The sequence below is a fragment of the Labilibaculum antarcticum genome, from assembly GCF_002356295.1.
In the GTDB taxonomy this organism is placed as follows: Bacteria; Bacteroidota; Bacteroidia; order Bacteroidales; family Marinifilaceae; genus Labilibaculum; species Labilibaculum antarcticum.
Genome location: NZ_AP018042.1, coordinates 4,693,070 through 4,707,465, shown reverse-complemented (window position 1 = coordinate 4,707,465; position 14,396 = coordinate 4,693,070). Strand labels below are relative to the sequence as shown.

General features: G+C 35.4%; 8 protein-coding genes. 4 read left to right on the top strand and 4 right to left on the bottom strand.

Annotated features, from left to right (window positions below):
* Window positions 1-4: 4 nt before the first annotated feature.
* Together dhaL and dhaK are read right to left on the bottom strand one after the other, a co-directional pair.
* Window positions 5-649, bottom strand: coding sequence for a dihydroxyacetone kinase subunit DhaL (gene dhaL, locus ALGA_RS18780; protein WP_197705617.1), 645 nt, complete (start codon window positions 647-649; stop codon window positions 5-7).
* Window positions 650-782: 133 nt separating this feature from the next.
* On the bottom strand, window positions 783-1,853 hold the full coding sequence (gene dhaK / locus ALGA_RS18775; RefSeq protein ID WP_096431843.1) for a dihydroxyacetone kinase subunit DhaK: 1,071 nt from the start codon (window positions 1,851-1,853) through the stop codon (window positions 783-785).
* 523 nt (window positions 1,854-2,376) lie between these two features.
* On the opposite strand from dhaK, the gene ALGA_RS18770 reads away from it, so the two are divergent.
* The 4 genes from ALGA_RS18770 (at window position 2,377) to ALGA_RS18755 (ending at window position 8,264) form a co-directional block, all read left to right on the top strand.
* Window positions 2,377-4,389: an alpha amylase C-terminal domain-containing protein gene (locus ALGA_RS18770; protein ID WP_096431841.1), complete on the top strand. Its 2,013-nt coding sequence runs from the start codon at window positions 2,377-2,379 to the stop codon at window positions 4,387-4,389.
* 2 nt (window positions 4,390-4,391) lie between these two features.
* Window positions 4,392-6,092, top strand: a complete 1,701-nt coding sequence (locus tag ALGA_RS18765; RefSeq protein WP_096431839.1) for an alpha-amylase family glycosyl hydrolase — start codon at window positions 4,392-4,394, stop codon at window positions 6,090-6,092.
* Window positions 6,093-6,302: 210 nt separating this feature from the next.
* On the top strand, window positions 6,303-7,400 hold the full coding sequence (locus tag ALGA_RS18760) for a methyltransferase (protein WP_197705616.1): 1,098 nt from the start codon (window positions 6,303-6,305) through the stop codon (window positions 7,398-7,400).
* A gap of 660 nt (window positions 7,401-8,060) precedes the next feature.
* Complete coding sequence (locus ALGA_RS18755; RefSeq protein ID WP_096431837.1) at window positions 8,061-8,264, top strand: dodecin family protein; 204 nt, start codon at window positions 8,061-8,063, stop codon at window positions 8,262-8,264.
* A gap of 434 nt (window positions 8,265-8,698) precedes the next feature.
* Here the strand turns inward: ALGA_RS18755 and glgP are convergent, their stop codons facing one another.
* Together glgP and ALGA_RS18740 are read right to left on the bottom strand one after the other, a co-directional pair.
* Window positions 8,699-12,934, bottom strand: a complete 4,236-nt coding sequence (gene glgP, locus ALGA_RS18745; protein ID WP_096433755.1) for an alpha-glucan family phosphorylase — start codon at window positions 12,932-12,934, stop codon at window positions 8,699-8,701.
* Window positions 12,935-13,105: 171 nt separating this feature from the next.
* Entirely contained in the window at window positions 13,106-14,392 is a 1,287-nt protein-coding gene (locus ALGA_RS18740) for a glycoside hydrolase family 57 protein (RefSeq protein ID WP_096433753.1), read from the bottom strand.
* Window positions 14,393-14,396 lie beyond the last annotated feature (4 nt).

Genomic DNA, 14,396 nt, shown 5'->3' with positions numbered 1-14,396 from the left:
TTTCCTATTTTTTTCCAACAATAATTCCTTGTAATATATTCACGATAAAACATGAAGAGGTAGCTCCTGGATCTTGATGTCCAATACTTCTTTCTCCCAAATAACTGGCTCGGCCTTTTCGTGCAATCATGTTGATAGTCGATTTCAAACCTTTATCAGCCGCTATTACCATTTTATCGGATGCAATCTCTAAAGTATCCTTCTGGTTAACTGATTCGCTAAGCGATTCAACAACAGGAGTCCAAACATCTACCATAGTTTTATCCCCAACAGATGCTTTACCAATGCCTTTAACACCATCCAATCCTTTAGAAATTCCAGTAGATAAATCTTCTAAATTCAACTCCATCTTGCCCATTAAGGCCATTCCCATTTGCATAAAAAACTTTCCGTAAAGAGGTCCTGAAGCTCCACCTACACTAGAGATTAAAGTCATTCCGGTGTTTTTCAACATTGCTCCTATATCTTGATCCGCAAAGGTTTCTGTTTTTATAAGGACTTTTTGAAATCCTCTATCCATATTTATCCCATGGTCGGCATCACCAATTGCAGCATCCAATTGAGACAGATAATCTTTATTCTGCCTCATCACCACTGCAATTTCTTTCAGCCACTCATTAATTGAAACCTGCGATATTACATTCATCATGTTTGTTTTATTAATTAAATCTTGTTTAAAAACTCAAATTCAACTACTCTTGAAAATGAATTTTAATGTAATAAATCAGGATGTCACAAATAATTATGAACATCCTGACTTATACTTTACTAATTTATTGAACTTATATGCCCCAACGAAGACCGGGTGTATTTACCGGTGCATTCCAAAATTTCTTCATTTCTGCATCTGCTTTAACCATAGTTATGGTGCAACCTTGCATCTCAAGAGAGGTAATATAAGCCCCAACTAACTTCTCTACGATTTTAATTCCTTTTGCTTCGCAGATTTCAGCAAGCTTTTTATAAACAACATACAATTCTGAAAGTGGAGTTCCACCCAAACTGTTCACCATCACAATAACCTCATCACCAGCCTTCAATGCATCACTGGTAATAACTTTATCTTCCCAGTCTCCTTTTATTCTATCCCACTCTCTTACAGTTCTGGTATAGTTTTCATCTTCTAATATTCCTGACACCAACATGCTTGTGATTTCATCTGCAGTGGTATGTTTCATTCTTTTACGTCCAGGCTCTCCATGTATACCAACGCCGAACTCAATCTCGTCATCACCTATTTCAAAATTAGGTTTACCACCCGCCGGTACAATACAAGAAGTTAACGCCATTCCCATTGATCTGCCACTACAATTTACTTTTCTTGCCAAATCAGCACATTGATCTAAATTATAACCAGCCTCAGCTGCTGCCCCAACAATTTTTTCCATGAGCACGGTTGTTCCCACTCCACGTCTACCTGCAGTGTAAAGACTATCTTTTACAGCAACGTCATCATCAACTAAAATGCTTTGAACTGCAATTCCCTCCTCATGCAACATTTCGGTTGCCATATCAAAGTTCATTACGTCACCTGTATAATTTTTCACCAAAAATAAAACTCCAGGACCACCATTCACTTGCTTTGCACATTCAAGCATTTGATCGGGTGTAGGCGAAGTAAACATTTCCCCCGGACAAGCACCATCTAACATTCCCATTCCTACAAATCCACAGTGCATTGGTTCATGACCACTTCCTCCGCCAGAAACAATAGCAACTTTGGTGCTAATTGGAGAATCTGAACGATACATGTATTTTGGCTCAAGATTAATCTTAACACCAGCATGTGCTGCTGCCATTCCTTGCATTTGTTCTACAACAACATCGTCTACTTTGTTTATTAATTTTTTCATAGAAATAAGTTTTTACAGGCTAATTGTTGGGTTTGTTTCCTTCGAGCTGAAGATTACTTAACAAAATTTCCTGTTGTAATTATTTGTTATTTTATATAGTGTGAATTAAGCGGTTTCATTTCATACAAAATGTTGTATTTGGCTCATTTCTTATCTAATTTGGTTAAAACGATTGCGAAATGCAAACAGATTCAAAAAAAGAGTAAAGGCAAGCTATTAGTTATAAGACATTTTAAGTTTTATTAAAAAAAATGTACGACAATTACTTCCTAATAATCCCACACATTAACCAAAAGCAACATATCCGATAAAATGGATTAACTCCATCCATTTAAATCCCCTTATTTAAATTAAATGGAAACGTAATTGACTGCAAATTCAGCTCTTCCTTAACTATCACTATCAGGTATACAAAATTCTCAAAAACTTCACTCGATTATAAAATAATTATAATAGATAAATTGTACCTTTAGGATTGTCGCACCTATGACTTACACCCTAACCAGATACACTTATATTGCATATGATTAAACATCTTAAAATAATTGAATCTGACCCCATGTTGATTGATTATCAATATGTGATTCAAAAAAGATTAAACGCAGCTTCTCAAAAAGAAAGAGAGATCACAAAATCAACACTTTCAGACTTTGCTAATGGACATCACTACTATGGACTCCATCGTAATTCAAATCATTGGATCATACGGGAATGGGCTCCAAATGCAGATAAGATGTTTCTTATTGGTGAGTTTTCTGACTGGCAAGAACATGCGGACTATCAATTCAAGAAAATCGAAAATGGGAATTTTGAGCTGAAACTGCCATTAGCTTCACTAAAACAAGCTGATTTCTATAAATTACTTCTTCATTGGCCTGGAGGAAAAGGAGAACGTATTCCCGTGTGGTGTACACGAGTAGTACAAGATGCGAAAACACTGATTTACTCAGCACAAGTATGGCAAAGTGAATTGCCTTTCGAGTGGAAATATGAGTCAAAGAGAGTAAAATACAAATCGCCACTTATTTATGAAGCCCATATTGGAATGGCTACCGAAAAAGAAGGCGTTGGCACTTACAATGAATTTCGTGAGTTAGTGCTGCCTCGAATTCACAAAGCTGGTTACAATACAATTCAATTGATGGCCATTCAGGAGCATCCTTACTATGGCTCTTTTGGGTACCATGTTTCGAGTTTGTTTGCCGCCTCTTCCCGTTTTGGAACTCCCGAAGAATTAAAGCAACTAATTGATGCGGCACATTCATTGGGCATCATGGTAATTATGGACATTATCCACTCGCATGCTGTAAAAAATGAATTGGAAGGCATAGGTAATTTCGATGGCTCACCTTATCAGTTTTTTCATGCAGATGAACGAAGAGAACATATCGCATGGGATTCTCTTTGCTACGATTATGGAAAAAATGAGGTCCTGCACCTTTTATTATCCAATATAAAATACTGGTTAGAAGAATATCATTTCGACGGATACCGTTTTGATGGCGTTACGAGCATGCTGTATTACGATCATGGTTTATCGAGAGATTTCACCAGCTATGAAATGTATTTTGACGGCGGACAAGATGAAGATGCCATTTGCTACTTGACATTAGCGAACAAACTAATTCACGAATACAATCCAAATGCAATTAGTGTTGCCGAAGAAATGAGTGGATATCCGGGATTAGCATCCTCACTTGAAGATGGAGGTTTGGATTTTGATTTTAGATTGGCAATGGGAATTCCCGATTATTGGATCAAGCTGATAAAAGAAACACTTGATGAAAACTGGGATGTAGGTAAAATCTTCTACGAATTATCCAACAAACGATACGAAGAAAAAACCATTAGCTATGCCGAATCTCACGACCAGGCACTGGTTGGTGACCAAACACTTATTTTCCGTTTAATTGAAAAAGCCATGTACGATAGCATGGATAAATCAAGCGAAAACTTAGTCGTTGATCGTGGAATTGCTCTTCATAAATTAATTCGATTGTTAACTATTTCCTGTTCCGGGAATGGTTATTTAAATTTTATGGGCAATGAATTCGGACATCCCGAATGGATAGATTTCCCACGTGTAGGAAATAATTGGTCCTATAAACATGCACGTCGTCAATGGAGTTTAGTTGACAATCAACTCTTGCGTTTCGAAACTTTAAATGAATTTGATAAAGACATGATTGCTCTTCAAAACAAAGAGGAATTCATTAATGAACCCTATATCAATTGCGTTCAATCCGATCAGGGAAATCAAGTTTTAGCTGTTCAGAGAAAGGATTTGCTTTTTGTTTACAACCTAAATCCAAACGAATCGTTCACTCATTATGGTATTCCTGCAAATTCAGGTAAATACCAACTGGTACTTAATTCTGATGAAAAAAAATATGGAGGTTTTGATCGCGTAGACGGAAATCTGCTTTACTATTCGAAACCTGAAGCACTAATGTCGAACAAACACAGGATTTACTTATATCTTCCAAGCAGAACAGCACTGGTATTCAAGTATATTCCTACAAAAAGAATTTTTTAAAAATGACCGACCAGAAACCAATTATATACCAGTTAGTTCCTCGTTTATTTGGAAACAAAAACACAAAATTTGTTGTAAATGGCTCGCGGAGTGAAAACGGAACTGGTAAATTCAATGATATCAGCAATAAAGCTCTTCAGGAAATTAAAAAACTTGGAATTACTCATGTTTGGTATACTGGAATTCTTGAGCATGCAATTGTCGAAGGATATCCTGATGCCGGAATTCCACATGGCAATCCATTAGTGATAAAAGGAAAAGCAGGATCTCCTTATGCAATTAGAGATTACTATGATGTAAACTCCGATTTGGCTGAAGATGTAAATCAGAGAATTGAAGAGTTTCAAAATCTGCTTACCCGTACGCATCAGAACAAAATGAAGGTGATTATTGATTTTGTTCCCAACCACTTGGCCAGAGAATATCATTCGGATGTAAAACCCAAAGGCATTTCCGATTTTGGCGAAGAGGATAATAGTGGTGTAGGTTTCGCGCCCAACAATAATTTTTACTATTTACCGCATGAACATCTACACCTGTCTGATGAAATAAGAAAGCATTTTCCAAATATAGATTATCTGGAATTCCCTGCTAAGGCAACAGGAAACGATCAATTTACCGCCAATCCGCAATTAAATGACTGGTACGAAACTGTAAAATTAAATTATGGTGTCGATTATCAGAATAATCATTCCTTACATTTCGATCCCATTCCAAATACATGGATAAAGATGAAAAACATTTTGCTCTATTGGGCAGAAAAAGGAGTTGATGGCTTTCGATGCGATATGGCCGAAATGGTGCCCGTTGAATTTTGGCATTGGGTGATTGAAGAAATAAAATCGGCATTTCCTGAAATTCTTTTTATTGCTGAAGTGTACAATCCTTATTTATACGAAGCTTACATCAAAACAGGTAAATTCGATTATTTGTATGATAAAGTGGGTTTGTATGATACGCTCAAGGGAATTATTAGAAGTGAAAGACCGGCTAGAGATATTTCACAATGCTGGCAATCCTTAAATAATCTGGATGAATATATGCTTCGTTTTTTGGAAAATCATGATGAACAACGACTTGCCTCACCCTATTTTGCATCAGATCCAATTAAAGCCCTTCCGGCGATGATGCTATCTGTTTGCTTTAATAAAGGTGCCGCCATGATTTACTCCGGACAAGAATTTGCAGAAACAGGAATGGAAGAATCTGGCTATAGTGGCTCGGATGGACGTTCTACAATATTTGATTACTGGAACTTACCCGAACATCAAAAATGGATGAATGATGGCAAATTTGATGGAGAATTATTATCTGATCAGCAAAAAAACTTACAAAATGCCTATCGCGATATCCTGAAGCATGCACAATTGCCAGCCATCTCCCAAGGTGAATTTTACGATATCATGTGGCAAAATACTGATTTATCGATCTTTAATTCGGATAAGGTTTATGCCTTTTTGCGACACACTGCCGAGCAAAAGGTATTGGTAATCTGCAATTTTGATTCTAACAATCAGCATATACAGGTGAAAATTCCTGCACATGCTATGGAAGTAATGAATATTCCTCGTCCGATAGAATTGCACTTTAACAAACTTTTTTCAGAGGAAGAATATAGGCTTAGTTCTAATGAAGTAGCTGAAATTGGATTGCCTCTAAGTATTCCCGGTCATCAATATCTTCTATTAGAGATTAACGTCTAAAGGAATTCGACAATTTTGTTAGCTATAAATACATAATTAGGAACAGCTCAATTAGGAATTATTACGAATTAGATACAATTAATTCTGTACATTAAACGTAGTATGAAGTGTAATTGTACTACGTTTACACAAATTTTTTAAATTAATTGCGAAAAACATTGCTTTGGGGGTTTTGCCTTAGTATTGCAAAACGCAAAAAACAAACTAGGAATGTTAAAGAGTGAATTAGAGATGAGAATATCAGGTAAGAAAATATCAGTAAACCGACCTGAACCAATTGTGGCAGATATTGAAGTATTTCCTTACAAAAAACGTATGGATCCTATGGATGCTGTGGATGCACTAATTGATGGGCATTTCGTTTTAATCGTTGATTATTACAGCAGTGGACTAGCCGTTCTCAGTGAATTAAAAAAACATCTTGAAAAAAAATATCCTGATCAAACATTTAGAGGACAACGTGAATTCAGAACTGCTTACAAAGAGCTTTCTAATAAACTGTTACTACATATAACAAATAACAAACTAACTGTAAGAAAATCACCGGAAATTGGCTGGTTAAAAGACTTGTATCCTGATTTTACTGAATTCCTATTACCATATCCGCAGGTACAAGGATTAAACAGCTCTTGGCAATGGTATGACAAAGGCATCTTCGTTCCTGTTCTTGATCGAAAAATACATCCTTTTTTCGGTACCTACTTCCCTACTCGATTTGAACACGTAAAGGTATTTGAGAAATGGCTAGACCGTTACAAGGGAGATAAAAAATCGGCCATAGATGTAGGAACTGGTTCCGGTATTTTAAGCTTTCAAATGTTAAAGCATGGATTTGAAAAAATTTGTGCAACAGATAACAATCCAAATGCAATAATAGGATTATCTAAAAGTTTGAGTAAAACCAAATTAGAATCGAAGATAGAACTGCAATTTGGAGATTTATTTGCTCAAAATAATACAAAATCAGATTTGATTGTATTTAATCCACCATGGTTACCTGCTTCTTACAATCCAGAAGGTCTTGATGGAGCAATTTACTATGAAAAAGATTTGTTTCCACGCTTTTTTGCAGAAGCAAAAAAACACACTAAAATTAATGGCCGGGTGGTAATTCTTTTTTCTAATTTAGCTCAAATTACCAATCAGAAAGAAGGTCATCCTATTGAAAAGGAATTGGCTGAAGGTGGTCGTTTCGAAAAGGAATTGCTTTTACATAAGAAGGTTCGATCAGCTTCAAAAAACACAAAAAGAAACCAAAATTGGCGCCAGGAAGAAATGGTGGAACTATGGGTGCTAAAATTGCTTTAACCAAACATAGAAATAATATTAAATGCCAATTTATTTCGTAAATTTGAAATCATATTTTATCAGTGCAAATTGGAATATTAATTTTATACTAAAATATCATGGCTAAGTCACAAGACTCTAAGAAAAACGTCAAAAAAGAATCGACAAAAACAGCAAAAGAAAAAAAAGAAGAAAAAAGAGAGAAAAAAGCTAAAAAAAATTAATACTTTTTGATCTTGTTTCATACAATATAAAAAAGCCTGGTTCCATATGGAATCAGGCTTTTTTATATAAAATTAAACCTGTTCAAAGAAGTTGTATTGCAATAAAGAAGACATATGTTACCACGATGGAAATTTCTCAAATTCTGATAAAATTGATTTGGACTATAAAAAAGAAGATAATGAATTAGTATTTTTTGTAAAGGATTCTTCCTTTCTATTTACTAGAGGCGTAAATAATTACAATCTTTCAGTGATTTCATATTTTAAATCAAATTAAGGCTAACAGGATAGAATCCCCATTTTTATCAACAGAATAAAGCTCATTAGGACTCAATAAAAAATATTTAATTTTTATTGAAATATTCCGTAAATTAAGTACACTAAAAAAACAAGAGCTAAATGTACTCCAAGTATCAAATAGCTGTTTGATTTAACACATTCACTTAAATCCAACATTATGAGCATTTTAAAAGTTATTGAAGTAATGGCATCATCCAAAATAAGTTGGGAAGACGCCACAAAAAACGCAGTAAAAACTGCGGCGAAAACGATTAAAGAAATCCGTTCAGTGTACGTTCAGGACATGAGTGCCATTGTCGATAAAAATGACATTACTGAGTACCGGGTTAATGTTAAAATCACCTTTCAATTATTAAACTAGTTCTTTCAGTACTTATTCAACATTGTTTAACCAAATAAAATGCAGGGAGAAAATTTCCAGAAAATCTGAAAAAACTCATGAAAAAGAAAAATCTGAGTTAATTCTGGCCCTTTTAAAAAACTTTGGTTTCGGCACAAGTACCATACTAGTCGCTATGAATGGCAAAGAAGTCACTCTTAGGATTCAACTTACCAATTCTCCTTCGATTGAGCCACCAGTTTCTGTGCCGTTAAAAAAGGAGATTATTTATCAAAAATTGCCAAAGAGGTGTATGGAAAGGCCAATAAATACGATATTATTTTTGAGGCCAACAAACCAATGCTAAAGGATCCAAATATGATTTATCCTGGACAGGTTCTCGTAATTCCACCTTTAAGCTAAAATTAAAAAGGGCTGTTTCGAAACGAAACAGCCCTTTTACTATCATTCTTATTTTAGATCCACTTCACGTAATTAAAATCCTGACGATGTGGAAGATTATCATTAAAAGGATACATTCTCAATCCAAAATCAAAGATTCCCGGATCATTCAATACCAAATCCAATCGATAGAAAGCTAGAGAATCAACTTTATGATCCATAACGAGTTGCTCTGTTCGAATCGGTCCTGGATTTTGAGTATCCATTGAAGCTCTTATCACCAACTCAACACAAATTTTTTCTTCAACTAAATCTTTCAAATCAAGTGCAACTTCAACGTGGTAATTTTCACCTGATAAATACTTGTGCTTAGGTGTACTCGGTGCATCAACAGAAACGACCTCAATTTTTTCCCACGAAACAAGGATTTTTTGTTTCCATTTGACTATGTCTTTTAAAATTTTGTAGTCATTCTCCTTTGTTTTTGTAACACGTTGATACATCTTAGTATAAAAACGATCCTTATAATCGTCAATCATGCGCTTGGTAGTGTATTCCGGAGCAATTTCAGCGATACATTTTTTAATGTACTGAATCCAATCCACTGGAATATTGTTCTCATCACGCTTATAGTATAGAGGAATAATATCATTTTCAAACATCGAATAAATTGTCTGAGCATCCAATTCATCCTGAAAGTCTTGATTCTCATAAGTACGTTGTTCGGATAGAGCCCAACCCGCTCCTTCGCGATAGCCTTCTAACCACCAGCCATCAAGAACACTAAAATTAAGAACTCCATTCATCACCGCTTTTTCTCCTGATGTTCCTGAAGCTTCCAATGGTCGTGTTGGTGTATTCATCCAAATATCGACACCTTTTACCAATCGTTGCCCCAATTCCATGTCGTAATTCTCTAGAAACAGAATCTTACCCTCAAATTGCGGACGACGGGATATCGCAACAATTTGCTTAATTAAATCCTGCCCTGCTTTATCCGCAGGATGCGCTTTCCCCGCGAAGATAAATTGCACCGGTCTTTCTGGATTATTTAGAAGTTCGGACAATCGATCGATATCACTAAACAATAAATGAGCACGTTTATAAGTCGCGAATCTACGGGCAAAACCAATTGTTAAAGCATTCTCATCTATTGAATCCATCGTTTCTACTAACGAACGAGGATCTTCGTATCGTTTAACCCAGTTTTTTTGGAAACGATCCTTCGCAAAATCAATTAGTTTTTTACGCAATACATTTTTAATCGCCCAGATTTTCTCATCTGGAACATCGTATATTTTTTTCCAATATTCTTTGTTCGATAAATCATTTTTAAATTCTTTATCAAATTCTTCTTCGTGCAAAGTCATCCATTCTTTTGCAGTCCAGCTAGGGTAATGAACACCATTAGTCACATAACCAATATGTAATTCCTCAGGGAAATATCCCGAGTAAAGATTATTGAACATTTCCTGAGAAATTTTTCCATGCAGCATACTTACTCCATTCATGGCAACCGACGTGTTGGCGGCCAAATTACTCATTGAAAATTTCTCGTTATAATCCAAAGGATTCACTCTACCCAGAGCAAGAAATTGATCCCAACCTAAGCTCAATTTTCCTGGAACATATGACAGATAATGTCTAATCATATCAGGAGAAAAAGTATCATGCCCAGCAGGAACAGGCGTATGTGTCGTAAACAGTGATGAAGCTCTTACAATTTCCAAAGCTACTTCGTACTTATAACCTTCTGAAATTAGATTAATCAAACGCTCCACATTTATTAAAGCAGCATGTCCTTCGTTGCAATGATACAAGTCTGGTTGAATATTAAGTGCCTCAAGTGTTTTAATCCCTCCTAATCCCAGAAGTATTTCTTGCTTTATACGGTGATCCCAATCGCCACCATACAACTGGTGAGTTAATGATCGATCCTGCTCTTCATTCATAGATGTTTCGGTATCCAACAGATATAAGGAAATTCGACCCACTTTAACTTGCCAAATTTTAGCAACAACAGTTCTTCCTTCTAAAGAAAAAGAAATATTTTTCTCCATACCTGAACGATCTCTTACCCTACTGATTGGCAATTGAGAGAATTTTTGCTCACTCAACTCAACCAACTGTTCCCCATTTATGGAGAGATGCTGATTAAAGTATCCAAAACGATACATAAAGCCAATCGCAACCATATCAACATTAGAATCACTGGCCTCCTTTAAATAATCACCTGCTAAAATTCCTAATCCTCCGGAATAAATCTTTAAGTTATTATTTAAACCATACTCCATACTGAAATAGGCAATTTTAGCTTGCCCTTCAGTTGGTTTCACTGCCATATAATCATTAAACTGCTTAAAAACGTCAGAATAATTCTTCATGAAAGTTGCATCTTCCGCCAATTCCTTCAATCGAGAACTCGACACTTGCTTAAGCAATAAAATTGGATTCTTATTGCAGGTATGCCATAACTTTGGATCTATAGATTGATAAAGATCGATTGCTTTATAGTTCCAACACCACCATAAATTTTTTGATAATTTCTCAAGGCCAAGTAATTCCTTTGGAAGATTAGTTTCAATAATTAATTTCCTCCAATTAATATTATTGCTTCTCTGTACATTCAAATGATTTTCCACCTCAACATGTACAGATGCGTCATTTTCCTTTTCCATATTATTTTTGATTGCTATTTCGTATGCACGGTAATAATTCTCTATAAAATTTTTCCACAATGTTCTTTTGGCAATGCTACTCGCATTTTCCCTACACCTTAGAATATCATCTACTGATTTTGTTGAGAAATTAAATATTTGAGAGGATATATTTTCAACGACTTCTTTTCTATTTGAATCATTTCGTTCAACTACTGCAACACCACCTTTACCCGCTTCTCCAATCATTCGAACCCATTGACCAAATCCGGCTAAAGAAGTTGTGATTGTAGGAACACTAAAGGCAACACTTTCCATTGGAGTATATCCCCAAGGTTCATAGTACGATGGAAAAACCGATAAATCCAATCCCATTAAAAGTTCATAATAGGACTTATTAAATATACCATCCATACCATCCAGATAGGTAGGCACAAAAATAACCTTAATTCGCTCGGTCAGACTATTTGTAAAACCTAAAGACTTAATCTTATTCAAGATCTCATCATGGTCTACATTCCCCAAATAATGGGTTGAAAAAGGTGAAACTAAAGGATTTCTATCGGGATATTTAGCCAGATTCTCTTGCAAATCCTTTCTGGCACCTCGCTGATCTCCAGGAATTAAAAAGAAAACGACAATGTCGCGATCCAAATATTTATTTTCATTCAGCTTCGCCAAAGCTTCCAGAAATACATCAATCCCCTTGTTTTTGTACTCGTACCGTCCTCCTGTTCCAAGAAATAAGGTATCTGCCTGAATTTCATAACCCAGAAGTGACTCAGCAACTTTCTTAAAACTTTTTTTGGATTCCTGCCTTGTAATTTCAAGTTCTGCCAATTCGGGAACAAATTCATCTTCGAAACCATTTGGCATCACGACATCTATTGCCCGTCCATGAAACTGCTTACATTCGCGTGCGGTAATATCACTAACTGTTGAAGTACAATCAGCCGCCAGAGCCACACATTTTTCCATTGAACATTTGGCCGTAACATTATACTGTCTTGGTTTTTCAATTGGATTAAAATTAAGCAGATTATCGTACAAATTCTCATAGTTACTGGCTAATACACGTCCAAGCATACTCGCATGAGTTGTGAAAATTGTAGCAATATCAGGAGCCTTGTATTTTAAATACAAAAGACCTGCACCCGACATCCATTCATGAAATTGAGCAACAATTTTATTCTTAGGTAAATCCTTGTATTCTACAAAACTTTCAATGACTCTACCACTTGCATATCCAAATAATGCAGCATCCCTATAATCATCATGTCCGTACAAAGATTCTACTCGATAAATTTCCCAAAGTTTGCTATAAATAAGATCCTTTTGCGATTCTAAACATGAAAAATCGATTAGAATCACCAAGGGATTCCCAGCTATTTTCCATCGTCCTATTCGAACCAATAAACCTTCTGCTATTAACTTCTCTTTCCATTCCGGAAACAAATTTTCATCTTCCTGAAATTCCTTTTCCCGGTGTTCAGCAATCTTGAAATCTGGTCCTATATAAATGATTTGATCGTTAAATAATGGTTTCAACGACAAGGCCTTTGTAGAAATAACGGTATGAATTCCTCCTACCTTATTACAAACCTCCCAACTAACTTCAAATACAAAATCTGGAGTTATATCCCTATTATTCATACCTAATATATTATTATTGATTAGACATTGGTCATTTTTTTTGTAAAATGGCCAAAGCATTAACTATTCTAAAATTCAACAAAATACATTCTCTTTACTAATTGCATAACAAAACAAATTTAGTATTTCATTAGCTCCAAAAAGCATCCCAACACCATTCTTTTTTATGAATTAAATATTCAATTCGCTCAATTGCTGTTCATATTTAGCGATTATTTCATCCTTTTGTATGAGCTGATTTTGCAACTCTTTGGGATCAACTGCCACTCCTTCTTTGAGTTCTTTTAAACGTATCTGAAAATCGCTTACTACGTTCATGTAATTAATAAAAGCATCGTAAGGCGAACTGTAAGGATTAAAAGAAGAATGTGCATCACCATCTGAAGTAAACTTGGTACACATGTAATAAAAATGGTCGCTGGCTTGTAAATATTTCCAATCCTTATTAATTCGATCATCATTTACAGCCAAAACATCATCACGCAAAGCGTATAGTTTTTGAAAAGCTTCATCTTGAAGTTTATTTCCCAACCACGCTGACAAATCGCGCTCTTCATCGGCCCAGGAAATAACATTAGGCACATGTGCTTGTGCAATTGGGTGAAATTCTGCGGCAACTTCCGAAGGAGTAGAAAATTTATATTTCGATTTGAGAATAACATCCTGTGGAAGGTGAGCCAGAAACTCAAAAATCCCAGATTCTTTCTTCTGATGTTCTCCGAATGTATCGTAATCCATGAATATATTCACCAAATCCTCTTTATCATCCATTTCGTTTAACCAGCCAACCAATTTTGTAGTTGTAAGTGGCCATTCTTTCCATCCTTTAGATGAAAACCGAAATGAAATATCATCACTCAATTTATAGTTGCGCATTAAAATTTTCAGCTTCGGATTAATGGCATTACAATACAAATAATTTGGACTCTTCCATCCTAAAATATGCTTTGCCCCTTCTGTTAAAATTGCCTTATAGCCCATTTTGGCAACCATTGCACCAATTTCATCAGAATAAATCATTTCTGTATTTCTAAATACAGTAGGTCGTCTTCCAAAAAGATCTTCTATTTTATCGCTGTGGCTGGTAACTTGCTGAACAAATTCATCTTGATTGATTAATGAGGCAAGAGAATGAGAATAAGTTTCCGCTAAGAACTCCACATCACCGGTTTTTGCCAGTTCTTTAAAACTATCAATCACCTCAGGAGCATATTGTTCAAATTGATCCAAAGCAATTCCCGTAATGGAGAATGATATTTTAAATTTCCCTTTATTCTTCTTCAACAATTCCAGAATAATCTTATTTGCCGGCAAATAAGATTCATCCACAATTTGTCTCATGATCGACTCATTGGTATAATCATCGTAATAGTAGTGATCGTTACCGATATCGAAAAATCTGTATCTTCTTAAACGTAATGGTTTGTGAATCTGAAAATATAAACAAAGTGCCTTCATAATG